We start from the raw sequence: 26,996 nt of genomic DNA, 5'->3' as shown, positions 1-26,996 counted from the left end.
GACTAATCCCCAAGGGGAGAGACGTCAGAAGCGGACCGTGAGGCCTCCCATGACGCTATTGCGCTTCGTGCCCGCGAATTCCCCGGCATATCCGGCCTGGACGCGGACACTGTCGGTGAGGTCGAGACCAAGGCCGACGGCGACGCGCATCGCGGTCTTCTCGCGCTCGATGCCGTTCACCACGATCGCGCTGTCGGCGCCGGTGAATTGGCCCGAGACCAGGACGTCGCCATCGCTCAGCATCTGGCGCACGCCCAGCTGGGCATAGGGCGTGATGCCGATGCCCCCGGTCTGGAAGCGGCCCGACACATTGACAGCCGCCTCACCGAAGAGGCTGCTCTTGCTGCCCTTGTCGATGGTAAGACCGAAATCACCGGCCCCCTGCTCGACCGCCGCGCCGCGGCTGGTGCGGACATAGGTCACGCCCAATTTGGGTGCGATCGACCACGAACCCAGCTGCACCTGATAGTCGACGCCCAGATCGACCACCCAGCTATTAAGGTCGTATTTCGCCTTCGCCTCGCTGTCGGTCACCAACAGCCGGCGATGGGTCTCGGCCTTGCCGCCGCTGACCGCCAGCAGCCCATGGACGCCAAAGCCGCCCAGCGCCGCGTCGGCAAAGACACCGCCAGCCAGCGCATCCATATCGGTCTTCGCACCCAGGCCACGGATCGTCTGATCGCTGTTCAGGCCGCCGAAGAACAGGCCGACCTGCGCATCTTCCCCGAAGCCGTAGCCGACGCCGCCGAAGAAGCCGGTGCGGGTCAGATGGCTGTGCGAGGCGCCAGTGTTGCCGCCGGTGGCATTGACGTCGGCACTTCCGGTGAGGAACTGGCCAAAGCTGTACAGCCCGCTATGCCCAGCCTTGGCCGCCTTGGCGCTTTGAGCCCCATCGACCAGCGACAGGCTGTTCTCGATCCCGAGTTGCAGCGCCGAGCCATAGGCTTCGGGCGTGAGCTGGCGGAACGCCGCCTGGTTGACGACGCCTTGCGCGTCGACGAGCACCGGCAGCCCGGCCGTGAAGGCTTGCACGCCATAACCGCCGCGCAGCACCTCGTTGGCATAATCGACACTGGCGTGGATGTTGGTCGGATAGGCATCGTCGTTGAGAAACTCGCTCTGAATCTGGAGCTTGTTGCCATTCTGGACGACGAAGCCGAAGACGTCCGCCGATTTGTTGATCGTCGTGAAGCGGCCGGTGATGCCGCCCTGCGCCACGACAAGGTCGAGCGTGTTGCCCGGCGTCCCTTGCAGTACGCCGGTGATATCGATCGCGGCGCCGTTCGCGATGGTCAGCTTGCCCGAGATGTTGAGCAGGTCGCTGACTGTCGGCGAGACTTCGATGAGCAGGTTGGAACCCGCCGCGAAGTTGACATTGCCGTTGACGGTCATCGTCCCCGGCGATGCGCCCGGCGAGAGCGTGCCCGCCACATTGATGTCGGCGTTCACGATACCCGCCGAGCCAAAGGTCGCGCCATGGGCCACCTCGATCGCGCTGCTTGAGGAGATGACGCTGCCGGCCTGACCGATCAGGCGTCCGCCGGTGATGCTGACATTGTCCCAGCTGCTGGTGCCCGCGATCGAGACCACGCCGCCCGCGACGTCGAACTTTTCGAAGCTGCTATAGTTAGATCCGTCGAACGCGGTCGGCGAGGCATAGGTACCGCTGGTGTCGAAACGCAGGCGATCGGTGCCGGCGCCGCCCGTGACGGTGCCCGAGATGCCGTCGAGACCGGTCAGGGTGAGCGTGTCGTCGCCGTCGCCCAGATCGACATTGCCCTCGATCGACCCGGCGACGATCAGCGTGTCCGCCCCCGCGCCGCCCGTAACATCAGCGATCAATTGCTTGCCCGCCAGTATATTGACGGTGCCGTTGTTCAGGAACACGCCGCCGGTGTGGGCGGCGTCCTCGTCGATGCGCAGCTCGCCCGCACCGGACGCTTCCAGCCGCTCGAACCCGCTCTGCTGCAGGCTGCTGAGCAGGCGTGTCGTGCCGGCATTCTGGATCAGCGCCAGCGTGTCATTGCCTTCGCCGCCGGCCACAACGCCCGCGACGGTCGCGCCGCTGCCCAGGGTGAAGCGGTTGTCGGCATCGTCGAAGATCACGCCCGACGCGGTAAGGTGGGTGTCCTCGCCAAGTTCGAAATGCCCGCCCTTCACATTCACCGTTTCAAAGCTGTAATTGCCCCCCGTTAGCGCCAGCGTCCCCTCGCCTTCGGACACCAGATCCTCGAACGAGATGATCTGCGACGCGACCACGGTGCGGCTATCGGCCGCGCCCGACTGGACGCGGAGCAGGTCGCGACCCGCGCCGCCGTTGACAATGCCTTCGAAATTCACGCCTTCGCCGATGATCAGCTCATTATCGATATCGCCGGTGAAGTTGACCTGCTGGCCCGCACCCAGATCGCCAGTCAGGGTAAGCGGCGATGCGCCCGACACATTCGCGATTTCAAAGCCGTACATGCCCGCGATCGACGATGCACCAGTCAGGTTGAGGTTGAGCGTGTCGGTGCCTGCCCCGCCATCGAGCGCGCCTTCAAGCAGTCCCGAAAGCTGCATCGTCAGCGTGTCGTCGCCGCCGCCAAGCGAAACGCCGCCCGTCAGCGCGCCCTCGATGGTCACGGATTGCGCGCTGTCGTCGCCGATCACGTTGCGAACCGAACCATTGCTGCCGGTGAGCACCAGATTGGCATTTTCGAGCAGTTCGAGATTGTTATAGGTCTGCCCGGCGTCGAGATTCACCGTCAGCGTACCCGGGCCATAAGCGCCGAACGAGTCGAAGTTGACCACCGAGCCGGGGATCGAGCCGTTGCCGCCGTCGAGATTGAACACGAAGGTGTTGTTCCCCGCGCCGCCGTCGATCGTTCCGGTCACGGTGCCGCCGCCGCGTGCGATATAGCGATCGTCGCCATCGCCAAGATCGAGATCGCCATCGATCGTGCCCGCGTTGGTGACGACGTCGTTGCCGCCGTTCATATAGACGCTGCCGTCGACCGTGGCGCCGGCCTTGAGCGTCAGCGTGTTCGCGCCATTGTTGCCGCCGATATCGCCGCTGAAGGTGACGCCTTCGGCAATGCTGGCGTTACCGCCATCTTCGTTGGCCAGCGACACCGTCGCGCCGTCGCCGAGCAGCAACCGCCGATAGCCGTCGGTGCTCTGGTCGATGTTGAGCATGCCCGCGCCTTCGGCGGCAAGCTGTTCGAAGCCGGTGACATTGCCGGTCGAGCTCAGATTGCGCGTCTGACCCTGCGCCAGTTTGAACGCCAGCGTGTCGGTGCCGTCGCCGCCGTCGACAAGGCTGCTCACATTGCCTGTGCCTTCGAGCGTCAGCTTGTTATTGCCTTCGCTGAAATTGACGCCGCTGGCCGATGACAGCGACGCGCCGTCGCCGATGCTGAGGTTGCCGGCGATGTCGACCGACTCGAAGCTGTAGCTCTCGCCGTTCAGGGCCAGCGTGCCGTCGCCGCCGGTGATCAGACGCTCGAACGAGACCAGCTGCCCCGCGATGATCGTGCGGTTGCTCTCGGCGCCGGTGTTGATTTCGATCGTATCGGTGCCGGCACCGCCATCAGCGCGTCCGTTGAAGGTCGCCTCCGTATCGACGATGAAAAGATTGTCCGCCTCGTCGAAATTGATCGACTGGCCCGCACCCAGCGTGCCCGCGAGCGTCAACGACGCGCTGCCGGCGACATTGACCACTTCGAAATTGAACAGGTCGTTGACCGTCGAGGCCGCAGTCAGCTTGAGATTGAGCGTGTCGGTGCCGGCCCCGCCATCGAGCGCGCCCGACAGCTCACCGCCCAGGTTCAGCGTCAGAACATCGTCGCCGCCGCCTAGTGAAACGCCGCCGGTCAACGCGCCGTCGATCGTCACATTCTGGGCGCTGTCATCGCCGATGACATTTTCGACCGAGCCGTTCGAACCCGTGAGGACCAGATCCGCCCCTTCGAGCAGTTCGAGATTGGTATAGCTCTGTCCCTTGTCGAGGTTGACCGTCAGCGTGCCCGGACCATAGGCGCCGAACGAGCTGAAGTTCAGGACCGATCCCGGAATTTCTCCCTCGCTTCCTTCCAAGCGGAAGACGAAGGTGTTGTTGCCGGCGCCGCCGTCGATGTCGCCGGTCACGATCCCGCCGCCCGATGCGATATAGCGATCGTCGCCGTCGCCGAGGTTCACATTCCCCTCGATCCGGCCCGAATTGGTGACGACGTCGTCACCCGCCCCCGTATCGACGTCCCAGCCGATCGTGCCGCTGTTTTCGAGGCTGTCGTTGCCGCCGCCCATCGACACGCCGCCCGCAATCGTTCCGGCGTTGACGATCTGTTCGTCCTGGTCGGTTCCGGTGAAAGTATAGCCGCTGTTGCCGCTTGCCGACGAAACGCTGTCCCCGGCATCGACGTGCACGGCGATATTGGCAAGCTGCAGCGAATCGGAGTCGATATTGCCAAAGATCGACACCTTGCCCGACCCTGCGGTGCCCTGCAGCCGGGTCAGCGCCTCGAACCCGAAGAACTGGCCTGCATTGATGCGCTTCGCCACGTCGCCGGTGAGATCAACCGCGATGATATCGTTCCCGTCGCCGCCATAGGCCGATCCGGTCAGGCTGCTGCCGCCACCCAACACATAGGTGTCGTCGCCTTCGCCAAGCCGCAGATCGCCATCGAGTTTGCCATAATTGCGGAACTGGTCGTCATAATCGCCCAGATCGACATTGCCCTGAATCAGGTTGCGATTGGTGATGCTGTCGGTCGTGCCCACCGTGTGAATGGCGCCGGCCAGGCGGCGATAGGCCTCGGCTACGCCCTGATCCTCGCGGAACAATGTTTCCGCGTGCCCGCGAATTGTTCCGTCATTTTCAAGCTCGAAGGCCGCGCCTGCCGCCCCGTCGCCGCCGACGATAACGGCACTGGAACCGGCGCCCATCGCCTCGATGGTGCCGCTGTTGACGACACGTCCCTTGGCGGTGTCGCCATTCAGCCCAATAACAACGGCAGCATTGAAACGGACGTTGCCATCATCCGAATTCGTCCATGCCCCGCCATTGGCGGCGATCAGGCCACTGTTGACCAGCGACGATACGACGGTAGGCTGGTCCGGATCGAGGCGCGATACGATACGGACGCCGCTACCACCCATCCCGTCGACCCGGATTGTACCGCTGTTCACCACCTCATTGTGGGCACTGTCGAGCGAAACGCCGCTCACTCCGCGACCGGTCGTTTCAACCAATCCTTCGTTACGGAAGCGCAGGCTGTTGTCGACCTCATAGCTGATGTCATAGAGGCGGACGCCGTATTGCTCGTAATCATAGAATGTTTCTTGCGCGCCGCTGTTGCGGATCGTCCCCGTGTTCACGACGTTGGCAAGCGGACCATCGGAGTTCGAGGCATCGAACTGCATCCCCAACGCATGATCATAGTCCGATGTCGTTTCGATCGTTCCCTCGTTGCGGAACTCCAGCGTTTTCACCGAGCTGCCGAGGTCGCCGACATTGAAGAAAACGCCATCGCCGTCGGTCGCGCGGATCAGCGCGGTGTTGAGGAAGCTGGTGACGCCTGCCCGGCCATAGACGCCCTTGGTGCTGACCACATCGGCATTGTTGGTGAAGCGCATGCCGCGCGTCACGTTGGCAATGTCGCGCAGATAGACGCCGAAACCATCGGCATTGATCTTCGCCGTGTTGACGACTGAGCCATCGCCGACGAGCATCAGCCCGGCGTCGAGCGTCTGCGACGCCGCGACGGTGACGATGGTATCGGCGCCCGATGCTTCGATCCCGTGCATTTCGAAGCCGCTGTTGCCGTTGCCGAGAATGTCGTTCGACAGCGTGTTGGTCGCACTTGCGACAAAGGAACGGCCATAGCCGTCGAGGCCTTCGCCGCCCTCGATCGTGCCGGTCACGCCATTGGTCGCGCCGTTATAGAGGAACATGTCTTCGCGGTTGCCGAGATCGACGTCGCCGGTGATCGTGCCCGAATTGACCACCATGTCGGTGCCATCGCCGCCCTGAACGGCGATGCGGCGGCCGTCGACCATGCCGCCAGTGATCGTTCCGGCGCGGGTGCCGCCTTTCGAGAAGTTCCATACGGTATTGCGAAGCACCATCGTGCCGCGCAGGCTTTCGACCGCGGCGCCGGTATTGGCGCTGATGTCGCCGACATTTTCGATATAATTGTCGCCGTTGGCGGCGAGAACGCCGCTGGTGCCACCGATGATGTTGCCAAAACCGCCACTGGCCGCGCCCGTTCCACTGCTATTCTCGGTCAGGATATTATAAAGCTTCCCGTCGTCCAGCCGGACCCCGACGCCGGAGGCATCCGAATTGCCAGATTGCCCGCCCACGCTGATCTTCGTCGAATTGAAGACCCGGCCCGAGCTTTTGATCAGCGTCACGTTCGGGAAAGCCGCATTGGTCGAATTGACCCAGGTATTGGCTTCGAGAAAGATATCCGCATTGCCGCCGACAATCGCGGTGCCTTCCAGAATCTGGACGCGCGAATTATTCCTCAGCCGCAGCGATTCGGCGTTGGTCACGTCGATCAGACCCCTGAAGGTGCTTCCACCACCAACGTCGCCCTCGATAATGAGCGAGAGCTTGCCGTCGCCCCCAGCTCCCTGGTCCTGCGACGTCGACCCCGACAGGACGCGGATCGCCTGCTGTGTTTCCTTGGGCTGATCGGCCGCCGCCACCGAAAAGGTCAGCACGATCGTGCCGTCACCGGCAAATTGAAGCGGCCCGTGACGCAGGTTCATAAATGCGTTGTCGGGAAGCTTCGACGGATCGCTGGGAATGGGCGAGCGCGAGCGATTTTCGAGCGTGAGGACCGTGTCATTCCCCGACGCTTCATAAACCGTTCCGCCGTCGAATGGCGTGCCCGTCGCCGAATCCGCGCGCACGAACTGCTGCGTCGTATTGCCCTTCGGTTCGGTGAACACGACATTCTGCGTCTGGCTGGAATTTGCACGGAGCCACACCGTGTCGCGCCCCCCCGCATCGGTAAGCGGGCCGGTCGTCAGGCCGGTCAGGTCGAGGACGCCGGTGTCGGCATTGACGCGCGAGATGTCGACGACGACCCGGTCGTTGCCCGCGCCCAGCTCGACCGCGACCGGGGCCTGCCCCTCTTCCAGAACGACCGTCTGATCCTGCGCCCGGGCAGACGCCGCCATCATCAGGGGGACGAGCGCGCCGCCGAGCAGAAGCGCGGCCCGGCCGCGGATTGCTGCGCTGCCGCGGCGAGGAGAAAGGGCGGCGGAATTGATACGGTTCACTGGAAACATCCTTCGGTTCGATTGCATTGAAGCTGGACGCGCGCGAGGCGCTCGCCGTGCCGCTAGGATGAAGCGAAGGGTGCAGGCCGCGCTTTTGCGACCGATCCGGACGAGCCAGCGATGAAAATTCCGGCGCAAATTCAAGCAGGAACAGATGAAGGGTGCGCGGATCACCGTCGCGGCAAGCTGCGCACCCTTCTTTCCCGGGGAGGGAAATCAGTTGATGAGGTCGACCAGCAATTGCCAACCGCTCACGTCGTGGCGCCAGATGCGGACATAGTTGCGCGAAGGTTGCGCGCCATCGAAGGTCAATCGACCATATGTGGTTGCCAAATCCTCGGCGCGCGAAACCCGCATACCGAATCTTTGAGCTGTGGAGACGCGCAGATTATCTCCGACGGCGTCGACGGCCGCCGCTTTTGGAACCCTTCCTCGCTGCAGCCGTAAGACGAATCCGTCGTCTGCGAGATGGCCAGGAATTACCGCAGTCCCCTGCGCGATGACTTCCGCATTCAGCGCCGCATCGGCATCGATCACACCCGACGGTCGTCGACGAGGGCCGGGCTGCCCTTGGCGCATAATTGCGACCTCACCCGGCAGACCGGCCGGCGCAGACGCCTTGATCGGCAGCAGCCCATGATCGAGAAGCCAGCCCCACCGGCCATCAGCGCCACGCACCCAGACGGTCAGCGTGTCGCCGTTCATGACCTCGGCACCCTGGAACAGACGATAAGGTCCGGTGGTGAAGCCAAGGTCGCCCGAGAGCGACATGCCCGCGATTGCAGGTTTCCATTCGAGACGCACACCCGGCGTATCGACATTGCCTTGCAGGACTTCGAGCGCTGGCGCCGGGTCGGGCCGCATCAATATGCCATCGGGCGCGGCATGGCGGCGGAACGCTGGTGCGATGCCGATCCGCTGCGCGTCGGCCGCAAAACTGAGCTCAGTCGCGATCATCCGATCGACAGGATCGGCGCCGGGCTCCGCGGCTAAAGCGTATGCGACGACAAGCGGCAGGACGGAAAAGGACAGCGTACGCGTGAATAATCCAACGCCGCTTCGGAATGGGGTGACATGCGCCATTTCCCCAACCGGCCTTACTTTCGCCGCGACGTAAACCGCGCTGCGACCAGCCCCGTTCGCCCCGCGACAAGCATTGTCGCGGGACCAAGATCAAGCGCTAAAGCCGCAGGGCCCGGACGACGTTGGCTTGGAAGTTGGATCCGACCTGAAGCGCGGCGCCATCGTTCAGAAGCAGGCGCAACACCCCTTTGCCGGGCCGCTCGATACCCACAACACTATCAATGCGGACCATATGCGAGCGATGGATCCGGATCATGATCTTCGGGTCGATACGCTGTTCGATTTCGGTCATTCGCGCCCGCAAAATATAGCATTTGGTCGCCGTGTTGAGCAGCACATAATCGCGCGCCGCTTCGATCCGGTCGATCGCCTCGATAGGCACACGCACCGCGCCTCCCCGTCCAGGGACCCATATTCCATCGTCATAGCTAGCTTGGCCCCCATCACCCCGATCCGTCCCGGCGGGATCCGCTCGCACGAAGGCGTCGGGATCCGGCAGAGCGCGGCGACGGCGGACGCGATCGATCGCCATTCGCAACCTGTCAAAGCTGACTGGCTTGAGAAGATAGTCGACCGCGTCGACGTTGAAAGCTTCCATTGCGAAATCGTTGAAGGCCGTAACGAACACAAGTTCGGGCCGGCGCGGCGCATCGGCCAGGCGATGTGCCAGCTCCATCCCGCTGACTTCGGGCATCTGTATATCGAGGAGGACCATATCGGGATCGAGCTGCGCGATCTGACGCCCTGCTTCCTCGCCATCGGAGGCGCTTCCGACAACCTCGACATCGTCCATCTTATCGAGCGCCACGCGCAGCCGCGCGGCAGCAAGAGGTTCATCATCGACCAGCAATATACGCATCACGCCGTCGCCCTTTTCATTGCCCGCCGCAGCGGAAGGGTCAGCTCCACAGCGAACCCTCTGTCGCTCGCGCAGATATTGACCGCGGCATCGTCGCCATAAAAGGCCGCCATCCTGCCCCGCACGTTTCGCAGCCCCGATCCGCTCCCTTCTCTATCTTCGGATGGAAGGGCGGCCGCTCTGCCCCCATCGTCCTCGACCATCAAATGCAGCCGGTCGTCCACCTGACGGCAACGGACACTGAGCGTAACCAGCCGGCGCGAAGTCTGCACCGCGTGCTTGACGGCATTTTCGACAATCGGCTGCAAAAGAAATGTCGGCACGTGCGCGTCGAGAAGAGCGCTCTCGCAGTCGAACGTCACCTGCAGCCGCCCGGGAAAGCGAGCCGCTTCAATATCCAGATAGGCCTGCGCGATCGCCCATTCTTCGACCAGCGTCACCTCGGCCTCGGGGTCGGCCTCGAAGGTCAGGCGCAGGAAGTCGGACAGCCGCATCGTCAATCGGTCAGCTTCCGCCGACGCATTCGTGACAATGAGCGATGAAATGGAATTGAGAGTATTGAACAGGAAATGCGGGTTGAGCTGGAATCGCAGGGCGGCGAGTTCAGCGCCTTGAGCCGCGCTGCGCGCCTCGACCAAGCGTCTCGCGCTGTCCCGAACCGCATTCTCGCTAAGCCGCAGGCCGAGCGCCAAGGCATAAAATCCGTATATGAGGACGAAAGGCATCAGGCTGCGGTTGAACAATTCCGCCAGCGGCATCGACCGCATTCCCATCGACGGACCCAATATCTGCATCAATATCGCATCGATTAGCGCATGCAGCAGGGCGAGCGCCGTCGTGACAAGCGCGACAAGAGCCGTCATTGCGGGATTGGGCAGCCTCCGGGCGAGCATGATGAACCCGGCCAGCGCTCCGCAGAATATCACGCCCAGCCCCAAAGTCATCGCCTGAAGGACTTTCAGCGCATCGGGTATCGGTTTGCCCGAGGCGATGTCCTGCGCGGCCCATAGTAGAAGTACCATGACCCAAAATATCAGGGTCATCGCTGCGCCAAGCGCAAAACCCTTCAGTTTGAGGCGGAAAGTCGGGAGCCGGTTCACGGCGCGCGTCTTAGCACAGGCTGGCGTTTCGGCCGACCGGATTGGTCGCATCAAGGTCCGCGTTGGTCGAATTTCGGACGGGGATGATTTCGTCGTCGCTTGCGCGTCGAGCTTTGTCGCGCATCCATCGCCATACCGCCCGCCCCTGTGATTGCTCATGGAGGGCGCGACAGTCGCGCCGTGGAGAAAAGCGATGATCACTTCAGCGACGCGCCGCCGGCTGGCACTGGCTTTGCGCCTATCGGCTATATTGATTCTGGGGGCGGATGCCGCCGTGATGGCATTTCGTCCAGACGCCCTCGCGGCGGAATTTGCAGCGACGGGCTTTGAAGCGGCGCAAGCGCCGCAGATTGCCGCCATTCTCGCCGTCTCGATCCTTCTCTATGCCGTCCCGCGGACAGCGCTGCTCGGAGCGATTTGCATCACCGGCTTTCTTGGCGGGGCAATTTGCGCTCATGTCCGGCTGGGCGAACTGGCCTCACCCCCGCAGTGGATATGCGTAATCCTCGGGATCATGACCTGGGCGGGCGTGAGAGGTTCGAAGAGCTGGCAGCCTTGGCTAGACTATATTGAAACTGCAGATAGGCAGTAGAGAGCAGAGGGTCGGAAGACATCGGCGGGGTGCCCTCTGACGCCCCACCGATGTCATGATCAGCACTTCTTCTCGTCGAATATGCCCATCAGCCGCTGCTTGCGCTGGTTGCGCTGGAGCATCGCCTCGGCATCCTCTTGACCAGAGCCGCCCATCCCGCCCGCTACGGACCCGGCGGCGCCCATTGCGGTAGAGGCGACCGCGCCGCCGCTACCGGCAACCCCGAGGATCGGGCTGGCGGCACCGAGCATCTTGAGAAAGCCAAGACCCTTCTTTTTCTTCTGCTTGGCACTCGCATCCGCCTGCCGCTGCCCGTCGAGCGAATTGATTTCCGCAGCCAGCGCCTCGCAGCTCATTTCCCGGTCTCCAGGCTTTACCGTTTGGAAGGCCGGTGCCTCCGCCTGCTTTTTGGCATAGGACGGCGCCGGCACGAGCAATGTCGCCGCGATCAGGCTGCCCAGTATCGACCATTGAATTTTACGCATTATCGGCTCCTTGCACATTGATGAGGTCAAAGGCCGAGCTTGCCCCGAGCTTATCCATCGCGAGAGCCGATTGCGATCAAGCCCGCCCCTGCCGCGTTCGGGCCGGCTGCGCATTCGATCGAAATGAACTGGCAGTACCAAGCGAAGAAACGCCCGCCGGGACTGTAAAGCGATCTTTGTCTTGCAAATGTCGGACTTGGTCGCGACGAGAGGCTTGTTTGTCGCGATATCGGCTAGGCGTCCTGACCGCTGACGCTTGGGCCGACTCGCCCGCCCGCCAATCTGCCCGCAACCCGGCAAGAACATGCGCAGCAATGGATCCGCCGGTTCGCAAGGAGGAAGCATGCAGGATCGCAGTTTTATCGCATGCGCCGCAGCATCGCCCGCGGCGCGGGTTTCGCTGATCCTGTGGGGTTTCGGCTTTGCGCTGGTTGCGATACTGGCCGGACTGATGGGGCGAGGCTTTTTGGTGCAGGCCATGATCCAGCTGCCCCTCTGCCTCACCGCGCTGAGCCTGGCCATGGCGCTCTTTTTTCTCTGGCAACGCCTCGAGCCGGCCGCGCCGGCGCTGCGCTGGCCGTCAATCCTCGTCGGCTGCCTTTGCGCCGGCGCCCTTCAGAGCGCCCTCGATCTTGTGCTTTATCGGTGGCTCACGGACACATTATTTCCCGAGTGGCAAAGCTGGACCAATATCGATTTCAGGCGAATTGGTTTTGTCTTCATCCTCTACACCTGGACTTTCTGCCTCAACGTCACGCTGTTCTGGGCCCTTGGCATCAGCGAGCGCGCCAAGAAGCAGGAGATGCTTGCCGCGGCAGCCGAAGCCCGCGCACAGGATGCTCGGATCGAAGCGCTACGCTTCCAGCTCAACCCGCATTTTCTGCTGAACACATTGAACGCGATATCGAGCCTGATCGTGCAGGGCCGCCCCGACGATGCCGATGCGATGACTATGAAACTGGCTACTTTTTTCCAAATCAATCTGGGCGGCGATGTCAAAACGCCTATTGCACTTGCCGATGAGATTGCGACGATCGAAGCCTATCTCGACATGGAAGCCATTCGTTTCGGCGAGCGGCTCAAGGTCGAAATCGACTGCCCGGCCGATCTTGGCAACGCGAGTGTTCCAGGCTTCATCCTCCAGCCGCTGGTCGAGAACGCCGTCAAATATGCTGTGGCTTCGTCGCGGCTCGGTGCCACGATTTCCATCGTGGCCCGTGCCGCGGACGATATGCTGACAATCTGCGTAAGCGATGACGGGAGAGCCGAACTGCCCGGACCAGAAAATGGAACAGGGGTCGGACTTCGCAACATTCGTGACCGGCTGGCCGTACTTTACGGAGAGAGGGGGCAATTGCACACGTCGGCCAGCGAGTCCGGTTTCACCGCGACCCTTCATATTCCGCTGATGCCCTGCCAAGCCCGCGGAAGTCGCGCCTTGATGCAAGTCACGGCGAGAAGCCCCTCCTATAGCCGGCGTGCATTCGGCGGCCGATCCTGATGCAGTCAGCAGCATTGACATTCGTATGAAGCATCAAGATTTTCCTCGCGCGCTTTCCGAAGACACGGAGCCGGCGAACCGCGCGCCGCCTTACCCAAAAGTTGAAGGCAGAGCCGCTCAATCGAAAATGATGATGGCGGCACTTGGGCCTTATCGATGAGGTGCAGAATGAAATTTCGCAGTCTTTTACTGGGAGCCTCGCTAGCCCTGGCTCAGATTTCCACCTCCTCGCCCGCGCAGGCGAGAGAGCAGGTCACGCCGCGCACAGATGCGTCTCCGGACGCGGTCATACCGCTGGAACGCTGGCGCACGCGTTGGATGCTTCGCGCCGAGTTCGGCGGGGCGGAACGCAAGCTGCTGTTCGATTCCGGCGCTGGTCTGACGCTGCTCCATCCCGATGCTCTTGCGGCAGCAAAGTGCGAGCTGTGGGGCCGCGTGACAGGCTTTCGGATGTTTGGGCAACGGGGCGATGGTCCCCGCTGCAATGCCATGGATATCGTCATCGCCGGTCGCGCTTTCAGGCCGCCGCTTCTCGGCGCGATCAATCTCGGGAAGCTCAATCCTGCCGACGCCGAACTGGAAGGAATCGCCGCGCTCAACATGTTTGAAGGGCGGGCCATTACCTTGAACCTTGGCGAAGGCGAGATCATCGTGGAATCTCCGGCGAGCCTTGCTGAACGCATACACTGGATGCATCCCTTCCCGATCCGCTTGAAGCGCGAGGTGGAGGGCACCGCGCTCGCCGTGATGGCGGAAGTGCCTACGCCGCGCGGCCCCGTCTGGATGGAACTCGACTCGGGCAATGGGGGCACCGTGCTGGTGGCGAAGCACAACGCCTCGCTATTCGGCTTGCAGGCTGACGCAGAGGGACCTCAATCGGGGCATTTCAAGGTGGCCGATGGCGTCGAAATCGAGTCACAGCATATGTTCACACCCGACATGATCATGGACGGCAATCTGGGCATGCCCTTTTTGCACGACTGGATCATCACGCTCGACTTGCGCGAGGGTCGCGGCTGGATCATCCGCAATCCGGAAGCCGGGCCCGCGCCGAAAGCGGCGCTGCCCGGCAAGAGTTCACCATGAATTAGCAATTCGAAAGCTTATCAGAGAGCATCAATGGCCGATTCCAGACATGCGGCTTCCGGGCGTCAGCTTGAGACAGCTGACCTTCGCGAGCATCTGACGGGTACAACGAATAGTCAGGTTCGGATGGTCGGAATACTAGCCGATCAGCGCAGCGGCATCTTCGCGCAGAATCACCGCATGGGCACTTTCGCGCGCACGATGGACACCAAGTCGCCGTACCCCTCTTGGTTCGTCGTCACACCCGCAGCAGCGGTTCTCGTCGCCGGGTCATAGAGAGCGTAGGTTCCCCAAAAGCCGCTGTGCCAATAGACATCGCGCCCTCCGATATGGCCGACAAATATCCCCAACCGGTACTGATCGCTGCCTTTGTGTTGTCCCGGACGCAGCATCTCTTGCAAGGTTTCTGATCGCGCGAACACCCTGCCTTCGAAAAGCGCCTTGAAAAAACGCGCCATGTCGCGCGCGGACATGAGCAGTCCGCCGCCGCCGTAAAGGTCGATAGACGCGTTGACGTCCGTTACGTCATGATCGCCAAGCCATTGTCGCGCGCGCGGACGAGTGCCCACCGGCGGTTCTTCCATGATTTCCCACCAGCTATCGGTAAGCCCGAGGCGATTGAGAGCGAGTTGCTCGCGTACCGCCGCTGCAAGCGTTTGTCCGGTTATGCGCTCGATGATATGGCCAAGCAAGATATAGCCGTCGTCGGAATAGCGAAATTCGGTGCCGGGCTCGCTTTGGGGGTCGGCATATTCAGTCATCAACGCGACGAGTTCGATGGGTTTCCACACCCGCGCCGGATCGGCAAGAAAGCGCTTGGCAAAGCGCGGATCGCTGCCGTGGTCGGAAAGCCCTGCGCTATGACTGAGCAAGTGTCGAACGGTGATCCGCCCGGGATCGTAGCCGTCGGAACGCAGAAGCCTGTCGAATTCGGGCGCTATCAGCTCGACAATCGGCGCGTCGAGGTCAATTCGTCCCTGCTCCCAAAGCCGCAGGACGGTGGCTGCGGTGAACGTCTTGGTGTTGGATGCGATCCGCAAAGGGGTGTCGACCCCAAGCGGACGGCCTGCATCGGCGTCGGCCATGCCTGTCGCCGCTACGCTGTCACCATCGTCGCGCAACACGTAAATGGCGGTGGGATAGCGCAGCTTGCGAACGGCCTCGAAAATGTCGGACGGTGCATTTGCTACTTGAGATGCGCATGCCGGCAGCGTGGAGCAGAGAGCGAGGCACAACGCGGCGAAGAGAGTCATCGACCGCTTCATGCGCTCTTTCCATGAAGGCAATCGGCGATCCATTCGTCGACAACGGTTTCCAGCGCCGCCAGCGGCATCGCACCGGCGAGCAATATGGTGTCGTGGAAGGCCTTGAGGTCGAAACGTTCGCCGAGCGCGCGCTCGGCCTTCGATCGAAGCTCGACTAGCCGGTTATGCCCGACCTTGTAGCTAGTCGCTTGGCCGGGATGAACCGCATAGCGTTCGACCTCGGTTGTCGCTTTGCTCTCGGCCTCGCCCAGCGTATCCATGAAATATCGTATCGCCTTCTCGCGCGACCAACGCATCCGGTGGATACCGGTATCGACAACGAGCCGTGCCGCCCGGAATAGCTGGCTCTGCAAATAGCCGACACGTCCGAGCGGATCGTCGCGATAGGCTCCCATCTCGTCGGCGAGTTGCTCGGCATAAAGCCCCCAGCCCTCCGAATAGGCCGAATAGCTCATGATCTGGCGCAGCGGCGGCATCTTCGGCGTTTCAGCGGCAATTGATAGCTGCCAGTGATGGCCCGGAACGCCTTCATGCACGCTGAGCGTGGGCAGACGCCAGCGTGGCCATTCGGCCGTATCGCGCAAATTAATATAATAGATGCCGCCGCGCGAGCCATCGAGTGCCGGCGGATAATAATAGCCGCCCGGCGCGCCCGCCTCGATCGCTTCCGGAACACGGCGAATTTCGAGCGGGGCCTTTGCCAGAACGCCGAAATAGCGGGGTAATTGCGTTCGCATGGCAGCTGCGTGCTGATTGAGATCGTCGAGCAGCTGCGCCCGTCCCGCCGCATCGTTGGGATAGATTTGGTCAGGCTGGCGCTGAAGCCTTGCCAGCCGCGCGCCGACGCTGCCTTCCGTCATACCCTGCGATTGGAGAATCCGATCGATTTCCGAGCTAATTTCGGCAACCTGCCGCAGACCTATCCGATGAATTTCCTCGGCCGACAGGTCAGTGGTCGTAAAATAGCGGAGCGCGAAGTCATAATAGGCGTCCCCGTCGGGCAAGCGCCAGACACCGGCATCGTGCGTCGCGGCAGGTTGCAGCGACCGAATAAGTGCGATCTGACGATCGAGAGCAGGCGTTACTGAAGTCTGCACGATCTCGACCGCACGGCCGACATGCGCCGCATCGAGATTGGCGGCAGCCAATCGCTTGGCGAAGGCCGTCACGAGGATCGAAGCCGCCGGATCAGCCGCTCGCAGTGCGCCCAGCTGCTCAAGCGTGCGCGCAAGTATGAAGTCCGGAGGCGCAGCGCCCTCCGCGGCTTCGCGGCGCACCTGCGCGCTCTGCTGATCAAGTGATGTGGCAAAGGCACCAAGGCGCGCAAGATAGGCCTCGGCATCGGCTTCGGTCTCGAGCGGGTGCTGCTCGGAGAGAAGGTCAGGTATGTCGCGATAGGCACCGTCGAGCTGCGAGACGCTATAGGGCGCAGGATAAGCGGCGGCACCATAATCGAACCGCTGCTCGCCCTCGCCCGCAACGCGAAGCTGAAAGATGACGGCGTCATAATTGCGCCTCTGACGCGGCGAGAGCGCCCTACGGTCGACGGCATTCAGACGCGTAAGCAATGCCGCGCTGCGCAGACGCGAGGCGGCCCGCGCCTCAGCCGATAGATCGTCGAGCGCCGACCTCGCCCAGCTGTTTTTGCCGCTGTCCAGCCCAAGCAGCGTCATCGATTGCGGCTGCTCCTTGACCGTCGTGCGGAACACTTCGAGCATCAGCGCGTCAAGTTCCGCATCTGCCGCCGCGGCGGGCTCGCTTGGCGAGGCCGTATCCGCGGCGGCAGGCTGCACGGCACCGGGGATGGCCGCGCAGAGCATCAGGGCCGCTCGAAGCGGCCGCAGTTCGATTTTCGTCATCATCTTCATTCCTGTCAGTTGGAGGTCGATTATTCGCGGCCTGTCGGGTCAAGATCGAGAAAGCGTGCCGCAAGCGCGGGACCGTCTGCATCCAGACGCCCGACCCCGGGCCGCTCGCCCGGCGCCCAGGCGGCCACCCGATGCGTCACGCGATAGAGGGGATCCGGGTCGGCATCGGTAATCGGCGCCGGGACGCAGATGAATTCGACGTCGATCGCAGATGCGGTGACCCGAACAGTGGCAAATCCGTGTCCGGCCATATCGGCAAAGGCGAGATGCGGCGCCACGTCGGGATTTCGCAGCGCCAGCGCCGCGCTCCGATCGCCATCCTCGGCAAGCTGCAGGCTGGCGGCAACGCCGTGCGTGACGGTCATATTAATCGCGGGTGCAGCATCGTCGCCTTGCAGATAGAGCGGGCGCAGCGGGTGATCATCGGGAACCGCATGCGCCGCGGCTTCGGCGAGCGTGGGCGTTCCGATCGATCCCACGACAAATTCGGCGGCGACGGGCGCAAATTTTCCGGGGCACAGCGACGCCGAGACCGTCCCTGCGCAAAAGGCATGTCGATCGCCCGCCAGCGACACGAAATTGCTCACCCCCGCCGCTCGCGCCGCGCCTAATATCTCTGCGCGTTCGGTCGGATAGCCGCCCCAGTCGTGGGTGTTGGTAATGGCGAAGCCGTCGAGCTTGGCCGATGTCGCCAGAGATGCCGGCAAATTGCCCAGGTCGGCGCGAATGTCGGTCATCGCGACCGAGTTACCCCAGAATTTCCATCGCGCGGTCGATCCGCGAAGGCGATCGAGAAACCAGCGCTTCTGCTCTTCGCCCAGCATGGTGCCCGCTTCCATCCCGGCAGCGGGATTCGCGATCGCGATGCCGCCGTAAACAATCTCGGCGGGCGGATTCCCGCCCGCGAAACTCTTCCCGGCGTCAAGAATCTCGACCACCTTCTGCGGGGCGAAATAGGGAGGCATCCCGCGGCGGAAAGGAGCGGCGAAATCGGCTTCATAGACCGGCTGCGTCCGGAAGGACCGCGTGTCGGTGAGCAGCAGATGGAGCAGCGCGCCCCAGCGCAAGTCGCGATATATCCGCAAGCTGTGAATGGCGCGCTGATTATTCGGCTCCCTAGCGGCGCTATCGCGAATGGGTTCTGCAAGCGGTACGTCTGCAACGGCGGGCGCCCGAAAGCGCATCGGGTCGGCCTCGCCGGGCTGCGACACGCGTGCCGGCACATATTCAAACCAGGCCTGGTTTGCCGCAACGCGTAGCCGCTGCGCAGCCCGGGCGCGATCATAGACGGCGACGCTTTGCCAGCCGCGGTTCGAAAACTCATGGTTGTCCCACACGCAAATGAACGGCCAACGCGCCCGCGCATCCTGAATGTCTGGGTCCTCCAGATAGGCGCGGTATATCGCGCGATAGTCGTCGACTCCGCGCGGAACATGATAGACACCGATTTTTTCACCCTCGGGCACCCGGACATGGCCTCTCATCGGCCGGCCCTGCAGCATCCCGCCGGGTAAATCCTCAGGATAGAAGAGCATTTCGTAGATGAAGTCGCCGAGATGGAGGACGAAACGCAGCTGCTCGTGCGCAGGCCTCGCGCAGTCCTCGGCAATCATGCGCCGGAAGGCCGTCGCATAGCCCATGTTGACATTCTGGCAGCTGACGAAGGCAAAGCGCGCCTCGCGCTCGGCGTCGGGACTCGGCGCGGTAAAGGTTCGACCGGTTCGGCTCAAGCGCCCATGCTCATCGCGAAAGCGGTACCAGTAGGTGCGATCGCAGTGCAGGCCGGTGACCAGTATCCGGCACGTCCAGTCGCCGTCGGCGTCGATCGAACGAGTCCCCGATACCAGAATATTGTCGAAATCGGATGTCTCCGCGACTTCTACCGTTAAACGCGATGCCTTGCGTCCCGCGGTCGGCGGGCGGCGCGTCCACAGCAATATGCTGTCGCAGGTCGGATCGCCCGACGCGACGCCTTGCGGAAAGGCGCTGCGGTCCTCGACCCCTGCGTCCGCCGCACGCACAGGCGCAGGCCAGGCCAGGGTGGCGCCCATGGCCGCTGCCATTTTCATCAGTTCGCGCCGGTTTTGCATCGGCATGCCTCTTTTGCTCCTCGATCTCGTGTCGTCCGCCGGGACCGACGGATCGCCAGTTCCAGATCGGCGTGCCGCAGCCGTTCCCGGCGCGTGGAATTGCCGTGGAATCCGACGAACGACTGTGTTACTTCGACAAAACAACAAGAAATTTCCGGAGTGGTGCCGTCCCATGGGGAATTGGACTTTGTCCCTCCTGGGGCGCAACGAATTGCGCGCGCCGGACGGGACTCCCATCAGCCTTCCCACGCGCAAGAGTTTCGCGCTGCTCGCCTATCTGGCGTGCAGTCCGGAGCGCGCCGCGGCACGCGCACGGCTTGCCGCATTGCTGTGGGAGAATGCCGATGCCGAGCAGGGCCGGCTCCATGTCCGCAAGGTTCTCTGGACGCTCCGCAAACAGTTGGACGGCTTCGATGCCGAAACGCCGATCTCCGCCGACGTCGACAGCATCCGTCTTGGGCAAAACTGGAGCGCTGACAGCGCCATTTTCGAAGCTGCCGTGGCAAGTGCTGGCGACGACCCGGCGCTGCTCGACGCAGCCTGCACGCTCTACACCGGCGATTTTCTGAGCGATCTCGCCTTGCGTAATGCACCCGCTTTTGACGAATGGGTCGCGATCGAGCGTCAGCGGCTGCGCAACATCGCCATTTGGGCGCTGCGCCGCCTGCTCGATCTGCAGGACGCAAGGCAGCCGGCCGACGCATCGACCTTGGCGACGGCGCTGCGGCTCGTCACGCTCGATCCTTATGACGAAAAGGCGCACCGGGCGATCATGGATGGGCATCGGCGACAGCGGCGGGCTGCTGCAGCGATCGCGCATTATCAGGACTTTCGAAGCCGGTTGGCAGGCGACCTCGGCGTCGAGCCGGAAGCGGAAACCACCGCGCTGTTCGAAGATATTGCCGGGCGCCGCCGCACCGGCGGAACGCCGCAGGCCGAGAGCAAGCCGGTCCTCGACTCCGCCGGCCGGGCGCCGCCACCGGTCCAGCCTGGCTCAGAAATGGCTCGCCCGGCGCAACCCCTCGCCCGCAAGCGGCGTTGGCCCTGGATTGCCTCGCTCTTGGTCATCGGCGCGCTAGGGGCGGCAGGCTGGTACGCCATCGATCGACCGAAGGCGCCGCGCGTGGCGCGCCTTTCGCCGATTGAAACCGAGCTTGTCGTTTCGGGTCGGCCAGCGCTGTCAAACGATGGTACCCGGGTCATCGTCACCGCCCGCCCACGGTCTTCCGACAATGTCGATCTCTATATGCTGTCGCTCGGCTCGGCGCAGGCGAGACGCCTGACCGACGCGCCCGAGGTTGACGACAATGCCGCCTGGTCACCCGCAGGAACCGAAATCGCCTTCACACGAACGGTGGACGGTGGACGCAAGCCCTGCACGATCCATGTCATGACCGTTGCAGCTGCAACGGAGCGCGCGATCGGTCGATGCCTTACCGCCGGCACTGCGGCGCTTGCATGGGCTGATCCACGTCACCTGCTGTTCACCGATGCGGCCAACAGCGACGATCCTCTCCGCCTTTACCTTATGGACATTGAAAGCGGAGCGACGCGTTCGCTTTCAGAGCCTCCAGCCGGATCATTCGGTGACGACTTTCCGCAGATTTCTTCGAGTGGCCGGATTGCCTTCGCCCGGCAATTCGGCGCGAACAGGGCCGACGTCTTCACTCTCGATGCGCGCGGAGACAAGGGGCGGCGTCTGACACAAGACAGCGGGACCGTAAGCGGCCTTGCCTGGGACCGTAGCGGCGATGGCCTCTTCTACGCATCGACCCGTGGCGGCGATGCCGGCCTGTGGTGGATAGCCGCGCGTGGGGGCCAGCCGCAGCGCATTTCGTCGGGGCTTCTCGACTATCGACGCGTTTCGCAAGCACGCGACGCCAACCGTGCCGTCGTCGAAACGGCGCTCGACTCCAACAGGTTGATGCGGCTGGTCGATGGGCGGCTACAGTCCATCCGGGCTTCGACTGGCCCCAGCGACCGTTTTCCGAGCATCGGCCCGCAGGGACAAATCCTGTTCGTTTCGCGGCGCTCGGGCGAGGATCAGCTCTGGTCCGCCGACCGGTCCGATGCGCCAGCCCGCCAGCTAACGCACGGCGATGGCTGGCAGCTCAGCGATCCAGTCTGGTCTCCGGACGGGCAATGGATTGCCTTCGCAGCGATGCGGGACGGAATGAGCGATCTCTATCTCGTCAATGCCGATGGCAGCCAGCTGCGCCGTCTCACAGCGGATGCAAGCGAGGATTCGGGGCCGCAATGGGCGAGCGATAGCCGGTCGATCTTTTTTTCGTCGCGGCGCGGCGGACAGTCGCGCATTTGGCGCCTGCCCATAACATTTGCCGCCGACCCGAGGCCGCAAGCGGCGGTTCCTGTCACCCCTCCCGGACCAGGCGACTTTCGCTTGTCGCCCGATGGCCACACGCTTTTTTATCTATATCCCGGCCGCGCCGGCATCTGGAGCCATGCTTTACCCCCGGCGCTCCCGGCGACCACCGCCGGGGAACGGCTGCTCGTTAAAGACTTCGCGCCCTCCGACTGGCGCAATTGGGCGATCGACGGCGACTATCTCTACTATGCTGCACGGCCGACCGCGCTTCCCTTCGGCACGTTGCGACGTCACCACTTACCGAGCGGCCGAGATGAAGCGATCGGGAGCGCTGCCGACCTTAGCCGCGCCTCCCCCTTTGCGGTGGCCCGTGATGGCTCGCTGATCGTCCCGGTCCGCGCATTGGAAATCCGCCTCTTCGCAATCGACTGGGAGCAGTAGCCCGGAATTGTCCTCAATGGGGACGCGGTAGACCAAAAATGTCTCGTTCCAGTTTGACCGGCCCCCACCGAGTGGTCCGCTGGGATTGTTAGTGCATTGACGCGTCCATCGCCAGTGTTGGCCGCAGGTGGAGCGAAGCGGAACCGGCGGGCGACACTGGCGATGGAACGGCCTCCGGCGCCGGTGGTCGATATCCCAGCGAGCTGTGCGGCCGGACGGTGTTGTAATGCCGCCGCCAAGCCTCGATCAGGATCCGGGCCTCCGCGAGCGAGTAGAAGATCTCGCCGTTGAGCAGCTCATCGCGCAGGGATCCGTTGAAGCTTTCACAATAGCCATTCTCCCATGGCGATCCGGGCGTGATATACAGCGTCTTCACGCCGATCTGGGCGAGCCATTGCTGCACCGCCGTCGCGATAAACTCCGGGCCGTTGTCCGACCGGATATGCGCCGGCGGCCCACGCGTGACGAACAGCTCGGCCAGTGCCGCGAGCACGTCGTCGCTCTTGAGCTTACGCGCCACCGGCAACGCCAGGCACTCCCGGCTCGCCTCGTCGATGATCGACAGGATCCGGTATTTGCGACCATCGTGCGTCCGGCCCTCGACGAAGTCGTAGGACCAGACATGGCCGGGATATTCTGGCCGCAGCCGGATGCACGATCCGTCGTTCAGCCACAGACGCCCGCGCTTCGGCTGCCTTTGTGGCACCTTCAGCCCTTCGCGGCGCCAGATACGCTCAACCCGCTTGCGGTTCACATGCCACCCCGCATCGCGTAGCAACGCCGTCACCCGGCGATAGCCATAACGACCATATTGCCGGGCCAGTGCGATGATATCCTCAGTGAGGGCCGCTTCGTCATCCGCCCCGCGTGGCGCCTTGCGCTGCGTCGATCGGTGCTGCCCGAGCACGCGGCACAGCCGCCGCTCGGACACCGGCATCATCATTCTGATGTGGTCGATACAGCGCCTGCGGCGTGCGGGGCTCAGAAGTTTCCCCGGGCAGCCTCCTGCAGGATCAGCTTGTCCAGCGTCAGGTCCGAGATCGCACGACGAAGCCGCGCATTCTCCTTCTCCAGATCCTTCATCCGACGCGCCTGATCGGTCTTCAGGCCGCCATATTCCTTGCGCCACCGATAATAGGTCTGCTCGCTGATCGCGATCCGACGACACGCCTCGGCGGTCGTAGCGCCCTGCGCAAGCACAACCTCCGCCTCACGTAGCTTGCCGATAATCTCTTCCGGGCGATGCTTCTTGCTCGGCATTCTATATCTCCTTCGTCGTCCAAAATATCATCAATTTTGGACCACTCAGAAGGGGGCAGATCAGTGATCTAGGACCATCCGGACCGCACGTGCGCGAACCTCAGGTGCAAATTTGTTCGTTGTCTTACTCATCGTAGGCCCTTCCTCTCAGGAGTTAGGGCCTCCGGCAATCCCGGGGCGGTTCAACCCAGCCGCCGGCGCCTGACAATCGAACTGCAGTGACGAGTGATAGGAGAGAACGTGAAGGACAAGATTCAGGCGAACTATGAAGAGCGGCTTTCCCGCTATGTCTCGCTGGTTCAAGGTACGGAGCCTCCGGGCCTGGTTCCTAAGTTGGCAGTCTATCGCGAGCTTCTCCGGCAGCACGCTATCCATGGAGACCGCCTTTGGAAGATAGAGCCAGTCCTTCATCCCCTGATTTTCTCGGCTGAGACCGACCTGCATCTTGCAACGGCGCGACTGCTGGAGGAACCGCGTCGGGCAGCGGGAAGCTTATTCGCGTTCTTGGATTTCTGCATAACGAACCGCGCGAACATCACTTGGAAGTCCGGACAGCCGACGGTCGAAATTCTGGAGGGGCAGCTCAATGCACTGGAATCGCGGCGCAAAACGATCAATGCTATAATGGGGCGCCGCGACAAGTTTTTCGCTCATCTGGACAAGAGGTATTTTAAGGAGCCAGCGCGTATCTACGCCGACTATCCGCTCGAAGCGGACGACGTGATCGCACTGGTGAATGCCGTGATAGGGGTGGTCACCGAGCACCAGTGGAAGTTGAAGGAAAGCGCAGCCATCGGTGTAGCCGAGTTCTACGCGATCAGCGTCGACAACATGGTGCGCAATCTTGAAGCTGGCCGCCGCAGAAACTTTCCGGGGCAATTAGACTGAGCCAAGCCGACATTCCGGTCCGAGTGCTGGCTCTCCACAAGGGGACGTTGGCTCAGATGGTCCTCGACGGACGGTACTGGCCGGTTACTGCCTCACTGCTTGTGATCAGTTCGAATGCGAAAGCCGCGAATCTATTGCGTGCTGATCGACCGGATGATGGAGCACCAAGAAGTCAGGCTACGTCAGGACGGTCATTAGCCCCTAGCCAGCCGGCGTAGCGGCAGCTTTTCCGCCGCCTCCGTCCGCCAGCCCGACATCCTCCGCGACTTCTGCCGGCAAAGACGGTGCTGCACCGAGAATGGGCACCGCCTCCTCGATCGGAATAAAGTCGTCGAGCGCGGCGCTGGCCTCGGCCTTGGTCGGGTCGAGCGGCCGACTGAGCAACAAAGGCCGCTCGCTCAGCACGCCCTTGCCGAAGGCAAGGAAGTTAAGAAAGCGCAGGTTGGGAATGCTACGAACATAGGCGCTGTCATAGATATTGAGGAGGAATTGCAGGCTGGTCTGATCGACCAGGGCATGGGTCAGGAAGGTATTGCACTGGGACAGGATGGTCTTGCTCACCAAAGCGGTACGCTGCGAGACGATGAACAGCCCGACCCCGTATTTGCGGCCCTGCAACGCAATCTGGCCGATTTTGTTAACGACGTGCTGGGTGTCATAGTCGAAGCCAGCGCCGGCCGTTTCTGGGATGATCGTATGCGCTTCCTCCAACACGATCAGGATGCGGCGGCTTTTGCGGTTCGCGCGGGCCCAGAGCATGATCTCCGAAAGGAAGAGCTCGGTGGCCAGCAAGGTTGCCCGGGTATTCGTGACCTCGGCGACTTCGAATAAGCCGATCGCCGAACCGGCTTCGCGCAGGAAATTGTCGACCTGCTTGCGGGCATCTTCCCGGATGGACTCCATGAAATTGCGCAGCAGCTTTTTCTCGTCGCCCGCCTTGAACGCGCCTGTTTCCACCGCGAACAGTTTCTCCTCGAGCTCGTCGGCCTTGTTCTTGCGCAGCCCGATCGCTGCAGGCGCGAGATCGGAGAGGCGCTTGCGATACTCGCCGGTCAGGTCGACGCAGAATATCTTAGTACCCTGAGCATGGGCCTCGCGGATCAAGTCGAGGACAAGCTCGGTCTTACCGGTGCCGGTCACGCCGAGAATGGCAGTATGATAAGCAATCATCTGGGGCAGCGATGCTTTGACTTGCATAGCAGTACCGGGGATTTCGCCGATGATGAACTCGCCGGGGTGCATCTCGACCGGGTGCTGTGCCCCTTCCGCGAGCTTAAACACTGGCACGTTCATCCGTGGCAGCCAGGCGAATTTCTGGAAACCCTTGTCGGGCGCCCATGTGCCGAGTTGAGCTGCGTTAACGATATGGGTGCCGCGTGGGTTCTGCTGGAAGCTTTCTTCGGCCGTGCTGGCGTTGATCACCTGGTAGAATACGGAATTGCCGTCGATCGAGCAGAACACTACCGAGCCTTCCTGGATGCCAGTGCGCTTAGACACTTCAAAGCGGATGCTGGCGATATCGGAGCCTTCGACGACGAACCCGACTAGTTCGGCATCCTCGCCCTGCCCGCACAGATCGCCGATCAGCCTTTTGCGCGTCGTCACATCGTCCACAGTAAAGACTAGGCCGGTAAGGTGCGGCAATTGGCCGGTCGGAGTCTCGGCGACGATCAGGCCCGTGCCCATGATCAGCTCGTCTTGGATGTGTGAGAAGAGCGGGATAACATAGCGGTGGGTGCCGCCGGCCAGGGCAGCCACATGCAGCCCCGCTTCCCAAGCCTCCGCACTGGTGACCTGGACACGAACGATATCGGGGTCGTCGACACGGACGATGCGCCCGGCGCTATAAAGATTGCCAATTGTTCGCTCTGCGCGCCATTCATTCCACAATATCAGTAGGAACTCGATCGGCCGGATTAGCGCGAACAGCAACCACAAGGTGGTGAGGATCAGCAGATGACGCGGTTCGGTATAAAAACCAAAGATGCTGATTAGCGCAGCGGTGCCGAAGATGAACGGCCCGCTCGAAAGGCGTTCGGCGAGCAGATAGCTGAACCGGCGCAGCGGCGATTGCTGGTTCTGCTCGACAAGCGCGGCGACCAGCGCCGCGACCCCGACCAATCCTGCATAGCCAATAGACGCGCCGCGGGCGAGTTCGAGCTCGAAGCTCGCCGCCGGCGCAGTGCTCAGGTCGAGCGTGAACAAGGCGGCGAGCGCGGCAACCGCTGCGCCCAGCGCGTCGCGCGGCGGGCGGTACCAAGGCGCCGAGAGCAGTCCGAGCGTCCACCAGGCGACCGCCGAGGCAAGCCAAAGCGTTTCGCCGTTGCCGGTGACATGCCAGTGGCCGGTCGCCCAGATATAGGCGAAATAGAAGATGGCGGTGTTGAGCACGAACGCGACGAAGCGTTGCGGCTGGGTGAGCGCGTCTCGTTTCATCGAAAGGATCGGCCAATACGCGCCATGCCACCAAGCTATAATCTGGCGGAGGGATTGTCACGCCGATTGCATGATGGACAGGTCTTCGCTGGGAATTCCATTTCCATCGGCTCGATCCCCGACACCCTCTTGCAGCAATTTGCGGGTACGGTGCAATTCGGGGCTGTGCTCGGGCTTTGTGACCGATGACGGTGATCAGTTCCTCCAGCGATTTCTACTGGGCGTGGAATCCTTTCAGCAACTGCGGCCTAATGTTACGGCAGCTTCTGGGATCCTAGAGGGGCCAGCCCAATGACCGACATCAGGCGCAAAGCTTCCATGCAAAAGCGGCGACCCCCAAGGAGTCGCCGCAGGAGAATGGAGGAGCCCTCCATTTGGGTCGCGGAACGCGCAATAGTCGAGCCGACATCAAACGCCAGCGGATTCAGGATTCCGTAACGGAAT

The 26,996-nt window shown here is 62.6% G+C and carries 15 protein-coding genes; 5 read left to right on the top strand and 10 right to left on the bottom strand.

Features of this window, described 5'->3' with window-relative positions; translation table 11 throughout:
- Positions 1 to 24 precede the first annotated feature (24 nt).
- The 4 genes from AOA14_RS08720 to AOA14_RS08705 form a co-directional block, all read right to left on the bottom strand.
- Positions 25 to 7,272: an autotransporter outer membrane beta-barrel domain-containing protein gene (locus AOA14_RS08720; RefSeq protein ID WP_202988448.1), complete on the bottom strand. Its 7,248-nt coding sequence runs from the start codon at positions 7,270 to 7,272 to the stop codon at positions 25 to 27.
- A 216-nt stretch (positions 7,273 to 7,488) separates the two neighbouring features.
- Positions 7,489 to 8,355: a hypothetical protein gene (locus tag AOA14_RS08715; RefSeq protein WP_062901500.1), complete on the bottom strand. Its 867-nt coding sequence runs from the start codon at positions 8,353 to 8,355 to the stop codon at positions 7,489 to 7,491.
- A gap of 97 nt (positions 8,356 to 8,452) precedes the next feature.
- Positions 8,453 to 9,205 carry a LytR/AlgR family response regulator transcription factor gene (locus AOA14_RS08710; RefSeq protein ID WP_202988447.1) on the bottom strand — a complete coding sequence of 251 codons (753 nt, stop codon included), beginning with the start codon at positions 9,203 to 9,205 and terminating at the stop codon, positions 8,453 to 8,455.
- A gap of 8 nt (positions 9,206 to 9,213) precedes the next feature.
- Positions 9,214 to 10,314 carry a sensor histidine kinase gene (locus AOA14_RS08705; protein ID WP_062901498.1) on the bottom strand — a complete coding sequence of 367 codons (1,101 nt, stop codon included), beginning with the start codon at positions 10,312 to 10,314 and terminating at the stop codon, positions 9,214 to 9,216.
- 193 nt (positions 10,315 to 10,507) lie between these two features.
- On the opposite strand from AOA14_RS08705, the gene AOA14_RS08700 reads away from it, so the two are divergent.
- Positions 10,508 to 10,906: a DoxX family protein gene (locus AOA14_RS08700; protein WP_082820044.1), complete on the top strand. Its 399-nt coding sequence runs from the start codon at positions 10,508 to 10,510 to the stop codon at positions 10,904 to 10,906.
- A 59-nt stretch (positions 10,907 to 10,965) separates the two neighbouring features.
- On the opposite strand, the gene AOA14_RS08695 is transcribed toward AOA14_RS08700, so the two are convergent.
- The gene (locus tag AOA14_RS08695; protein WP_202988446.1) at positions 10,966 to 11,391 is read right to left on the bottom strand and encodes a hypothetical protein; all 426 of its coding nucleotides are present in this window, start codon (positions 11,389 to 11,391) and stop codon (positions 10,966 to 10,968) included.
- Between the two features lie 343 nt (positions 11,392 to 11,734).
- On the opposite strand from AOA14_RS08695, the gene AOA14_RS08690 reads away from it, so the two are divergent.
- A complete protein-coding gene (locus AOA14_RS08690) occupies positions 11,735 to 12,892 on the top strand; it encodes a sensor histidine kinase (protein ID WP_062901496.1) in 1,158 nt (385 codons plus the stop codon).
- Positions 12,893 to 13,060: 168 nt separating this feature from the next.
- Positions 13,061 to 13,978 (top strand): hypothetical protein, encoded by a 918-nt coding sequence (locus AOA14_RS08685; protein ID WP_202988445.1) that lies wholly within the window; start codon positions 13,061 to 13,063, stop codon positions 13,976 to 13,978.
- Positions 13,979 to 14,151: 173 nt separating this feature from the next.
- Here AOA14_RS08685 and AOA14_RS08680 read toward each other — a convergent pair whose 3' ends face one another.
- From AOA14_RS08680 to AOA14_RS08670, 3 genes are read right to left on the bottom strand one after another with little or no spacing between them, the layout of a single operon-like run.
- Positions 14,152 to 15,243 (bottom strand): serine hydrolase domain-containing protein, encoded by a 1,092-nt coding sequence (locus tag AOA14_RS08680; RefSeq protein WP_202988444.1) that lies wholly within the window; start codon positions 15,241 to 15,243, stop codon positions 14,152 to 14,154.
- Positions 15,240 to 17,105, bottom strand: a complete 1,866-nt coding sequence (locus AOA14_RS08675) for a DUF885 domain-containing protein (protein ID WP_238929760.1) — start codon at positions 17,103 to 17,105, stop codon at positions 15,240 to 15,242. Before AOA14_RS08675 ends, AOA14_RS08680 begins: the two co-directional genes overlap by 4 nt.
- Positions 17,106 to 17,131: 26 nt before the next feature.
- Positions 17,132 to 19,375: an alkaline phosphatase D family protein gene (locus AOA14_RS08670; RefSeq protein ID WP_202988443.1), complete on the bottom strand. Its 2,244-nt coding sequence runs from the start codon at positions 19,373 to 19,375 to the stop codon at positions 17,132 to 17,134.
- A 13-nt stretch (positions 19,376 to 19,388) separates the two neighbouring features.
- Between AOA14_RS08670 and AOA14_RS08665 the strand changes: the two genes are divergently transcribed.
- On the top strand, positions 19,389 to 21,968 hold the full coding sequence (locus AOA14_RS08665; protein WP_202988442.1) for a BTAD domain-containing putative transcriptional regulator: 2,580 nt from the start codon (positions 19,389 to 19,391) through the stop codon (positions 21,966 to 21,968).
- A gap of 88 nt (positions 21,969 to 22,056) precedes the next feature.
- Here the strand turns inward: AOA14_RS08665 and AOA14_RS08660 are convergent.
- Positions 22,057 to 23,228 (bottom strand): IS3 family transposase gene (locus AOA14_RS08660; RefSeq protein ID WP_095387322.1). Its coding sequence is split into 2 segments (ribosomal slippage): positions 22,057 to 22,964 and positions 22,964 to 23,228, totalling 1,173 coding nucleotides; the frame shifts between segments, so codons are not numbered across the junction.
- A 240-nt stretch (positions 23,229 to 23,468) separates the two neighbouring features.
- Between AOA14_RS08660 and AOA14_RS08650 the strand changes: the two genes are divergently transcribed.
- Positions 23,469 to 24,116, top strand: coding sequence for an AbiU2 domain-containing protein (locus AOA14_RS08650; RefSeq protein WP_062901491.1), 648 nt, complete (start codon positions 23,469 to 23,471; stop codon positions 24,114 to 24,116).
- A 201-nt stretch (positions 24,117 to 24,317) separates the two neighbouring features.
- Here AOA14_RS08650 and AOA14_RS08645 read toward each other — a convergent pair whose 3' ends face one another.
- Entirely contained in the window at positions 24,318 to 26,552 is a 2,235-nt protein-coding gene (locus AOA14_RS08645) for an ATP-binding protein (protein WP_062901490.1), read from the bottom strand.
- Between the last annotated feature and the right edge of the window lie 444 nt (positions 26,553 to 26,996).

Origin of the sequence: Sphingopyxis terrae subsp. terrae NBRC 15098 (assembly GCF_001610975.1) — a bacterium.
Taxonomy (GTDB): Bacteria; Pseudomonadota; Alphaproteobacteria; order Sphingomonadales; family Sphingomonadaceae; genus Sphingopyxis; species Sphingopyxis terrae_A.
Note: the sequence above shows the minus strand (reverse complement) of the source record. Positions and strands in the feature narration are given on the sequence as shown.

Bases quoted from the DNA above. Each gene is read 5' to 3' on its own strand.
- AOA14_RS08715 (WP_062901500.1), bottom strand. From the start codon at position 8,355: ATGGCGCATGTCACCCCATTCCGAAGCGGCGTTGGATTATTCACGCGT.
- AOA14_RS08700 (WP_082820044.1), top strand. From the start codon at position 10,508: ATGATCACTTCAGCGACGCGCCGCCGGCTGGCACTGGCTTTGCGCCTA.
- AOA14_RS08695 (WP_202988446.1), bottom strand. From the start codon at position 11,391: ATGCGTAAAATTCAATGGTCGATACTGGGCAGCCTGATCGCGGCGACA.
- AOA14_RS08690 (WP_062901496.1), top strand. From the start codon at position 11,735: ATGCAGGATCGCAGTTTTATCGCATGCGCCGCAGCATCGCCCGCGGCG.
- AOA14_RS08685 (WP_202988445.1), top strand. From the start codon at position 13,061: ATGAAATTTCGCAGTCTTTTACTGGGAGCCTCGCTAGCCCTGGCTCAG.
- AOA14_RS08680 (WP_202988444.1), bottom strand. From the start codon at position 15,243: ATGAAGCGGTCGATGACTCTCTTCGCCGCGTTGTGCCTCGCTCTCTGC.
- AOA14_RS08675 (WP_238929760.1), bottom strand. From the start codon at position 17,105: ATGATGACGAAAATCGAACTGCGGCCGCTTCGAGCGGCCCTGATGCTC.
- AOA14_RS08670 (WP_202988443.1), bottom strand. From the start codon at position 19,375: ATGGGACGGCACCACTCCGGAAATTTCTTGTTGTTTTGTCGAAGTAAC.
- AOA14_RS08645 (WP_062901490.1), bottom strand. From the start codon at position 26,552: ATGAAACGAGACGCGCTCACCCAGCCGCAACGCTTCGTCGCGTTCGTG.